Source organism: Aliivibrio sp. 1S128 (assembly GCF_001691065.1).
Classification (GTDB): Bacteria; Pseudomonadota; Gammaproteobacteria; order Enterobacterales; family Vibrionaceae; genus Aliivibrio.
On record NZ_MAJV01000151.1, the window covers coordinates 1 to 2,806 of the forward strand.

Genomic DNA, 2,806 nt, shown 5'->3' on the forward strand with positions numbered 1-2,806 from the left:
GATTTAATAATTAAAAACGTACAGATAATCTCACATTTAACAAAAATTAAAATTTCAGAATTAATAGGCTAGAACAATGAAAAAAATACTATTACTTGCACTATTTAGCATCACTTTAATGGGGTGCAATGACCCTGAAAGTGTGGCAGCAGAAGCGGCTCAATTAAGAGCAGAACAACACCCAGATCGTACCTATGTGGGTGAGAATAATTATTACATCATGGAAAGCAGTGAACATGCGGCGTTTGGGCGAAAAAAAGAATTAAAAGTAATGTATCAAGATTTTCCTCGTTACTTTGTTGAAAAAGCCAAAGAGTGGCCAAAAGAAGATCTTAATGACGCTAGCTCATACGATTTACCGCGCTTTCAATTTGCGTGGGCGAACTCAAGCTCAAAAGATGAGTATGAGAGTGGGCTTAAAATTTGGAGCATGAAAACCGACGGAACAGATTTACGTTTAGTGACGGATGTAACGGTAGAATTGGTTAATGGTATTAAAAATTTAACGCGTTCTCCAAATAATCGTTACGTAGCATGGGCTGATCTAGGCGGCTATAAAACAGTATATGACATTAAAACAGGTAAAGTGGTGGAGCTAAGTATAGCAATGTCTCCTCTACCAATGCTGTGGTCTGAAGATAGTCGTTATTTGTATTTTGAAAGAGCTAGAGATCTTTTTTCTCGCTGGGATTCAGAGACTGGTGAGGTTAGTGATTCTGATTTGAAAGTTCGTACTGAAGCTGTTTTGACGGGAAATAAAATTATAAAAGTCACTGATGCCGCAGTTGTGGGTTATAACTTAAAGACAAATGAACGTTTATTTGTTTTGAGTTCAGATCGGTCATTAAGTGATAAAGAAAGAATTTTTAATGTAAAATCTATTAGTCCAACAGGAAGATTTGCATGGGGGTCTAATCCTTCTTTTGGATTCTTTTTTGATATAGAAAAAGGAACCGTAAAACAGATGGTTGATGATTTTGTTCCTGCTCAAATTTTAGGTAAAGATGCACATTATAGCGCTCTGAGTAAAATGACTTATGTCACTATTGTTGATCGTATCGAGGATAAAGTGTGGTCATGGCGTGCTTTCTCACATGGTGCCATGTCAGGAGATGGAATTCTTTATAATGGATTAGCAAATAATGGTTTATGGTTTAAGGAGGGCAAGTAATGTCTGCTTTAAAAACCTATGATCACGGAATATATCTGTTAGGTGCTTATTTTGATAAAACAGAAGATGAACAAGGTAATGAATTAGATAGAACCTGGCATCAATCATCTGATGTAACTGAGACTGATTTAAGCAATGTTCGTCCAATTCCGTTCACACCTGTTTTGATTAATGATGCTGAAAAACCAGTATTATGGGGCACGAATAAAGACGGTTTACTGTGTCAACTGGGTTACTTTGATGAGGATGCCGTACCTAAAACTGTAGCAAGGAAGCAAACCTTCTTACGCCATAAAGCGCCATTAAATGTGATTGATTTAATAATTAAAAATGTACAGATAATCTCACATTTAACAAAAATTAAAATTTCAGAACTAATAGGCTAGAACAATGAAAAAAATACTATTACTTGCACTATTTAGCATCACTTTACTGGGGTGTAATGACCCTGAAAGTGTGGCAGCAGAAGCGGCTCAATTAAGAGCAGAACAACACCCAGATCGTACCTATGTGGGTGAGAATAATTATTACATCATGGAAAGCAGTGAACATGCGGCGTTTGGGCGAAAAAAAGAATTAAAAGTAATGTATCAAGACTTTCCACGTTACTTTGTTGAAAAAGCCAAAGAGTGGCCAAAAGAAGATCTTAATGACGCTAGCTCATACGATTTACCGCGTTTTCAATTTGCATGGGCGAACTCAAGCTCAAAAGATGAGTATGAGAGCGGGCTTAAGATTTGGAGTATGAAAACCGACGGAACAGATTTACGCTTGGTGACAGATGCAACCATTGGTTTTGCATCTATTCGTAATTTAGCTCGTTCGCCAAATAACCGTTACGTTGCTTGGGCTGGATCTGGTGGTCAGAAAGGGGTGTATGATTTAAAAACGGGTAAGGTTTCGAATATGCATAAATTTACCTCGCCACTTGATATGTTTTGGTCGGAAGACAGTCGCTATTTGTATTTTGATGACGCTATAAACAGTTATGCTCGTTGGGATTCAGAAACTGGTGAAATTAGTGAGATTGATTTTCAAATAAGAACCGCAACAGCTAGCTTTGATGGAAAGCGAATGACTGTTTTAGATTTTGGCGTTTTAGTTGTAGATGCGAATACTAATGAAGAGATCAATTGGATTGGTGTCGATCGTTCACTGTCAATGAATGAGCGTTCATTGGATATAAGTTCTATTGATCCAGAAGGTCGTTACGCTTGGGGATCCAACCCTTCTTTTGGTTTCTTTTTTGATATAGAAAAAGGAACCGTAAAACAAATGGTTGATGGTTTTGTTCCTGCTCAAATTTTAGGCAAAGATGCTCATTATAGTGCCCTTAGTAAAATGACTTATGTCACTATTGTTGATCGTATCGAGGATAAAGTGTGGTCATGGAGTGCTTTCTCACATGGTGCCATGTCAGGAGAAGGGATCCTTTATAATGGATTAGCAAATAATGGTTTATGGTTCAAGGAGGGCAAGTAATGTCTGCTTTAAAGACTTATGATCATGGTGTTTACCTCTTAGGTGCATATTTTGACCTTCATGATAATGGACGAACAAAAGAGTTTAGAACTTGGCACCAATCATCTGATGTAACCGAGGCTAATGATTTACGCAATGTTCGCCCAATCCCTT

Annotated in this window: 3 protein-coding genes; all 3 read left to right on the forward strand. The window is 37.5% G+C overall.

Annotation, left to right across the window (positions count from 1 at the left end):
• Positions 1–76: 76 nt before the first annotated feature.
• The 3 genes from A6E03_RS18280 to A6E03_RS18290 are packed head-to-tail and all read left to right on the forward strand — an operon-like array spanning position 77 to position 2,653.
• On the forward strand, positions 77–1,171 hold the full coding sequence (locus A6E03_RS18280; protein WP_065601467.1) for a hypothetical protein: 1,095 nt from the start codon (positions 77–79) through the stop codon (positions 1,169–1,171).
• Positions 1,171–1,557: a hypothetical protein gene (locus A6E03_RS18285; RefSeq protein WP_065601468.1), complete on the forward strand. Its 387-nt coding sequence runs from the start codon at positions 1,171–1,173 to the stop codon at positions 1,555–1,557. The genes A6E03_RS18280 and A6E03_RS18285 overlap by 1 nt, the downstream gene beginning before the upstream one ends.
• Positions 1,558–1,561: 4 nt before the next feature.
• Positions 1,562–2,653 carry a hypothetical protein gene (locus tag A6E03_RS18290; RefSeq protein WP_065601469.1) on the forward strand — a complete coding sequence of 364 codons (1,092 nt, stop codon included), beginning with the start codon at positions 1,562–1,564 and terminating at the stop codon, positions 2,651–2,653.
• The last annotated feature ends 153 nt before the right edge of the window (positions 2,654–2,806 follow it).

Bases quoted from the DNA above. Each gene is read 5' to 3' on its own strand.
- A6E03_RS18280 (WP_065601467.1), top strand. From the start codon at position 77: ATGAAAAAAATACTATTACTTGCACTATTTAGCATCACTTTAATGGGG.
- A6E03_RS18285 (WP_065601468.1), top strand. From the start codon at position 1,171: ATGTCTGCTTTAAAAACCTATGATCACGGAATATATCTGTTAGGTGCT.
- A6E03_RS18290 (WP_065601469.1), top strand. From the start codon at position 1,562: ATGAAAAAAATACTATTACTTGCACTATTTAGCATCACTTTACTGGGG.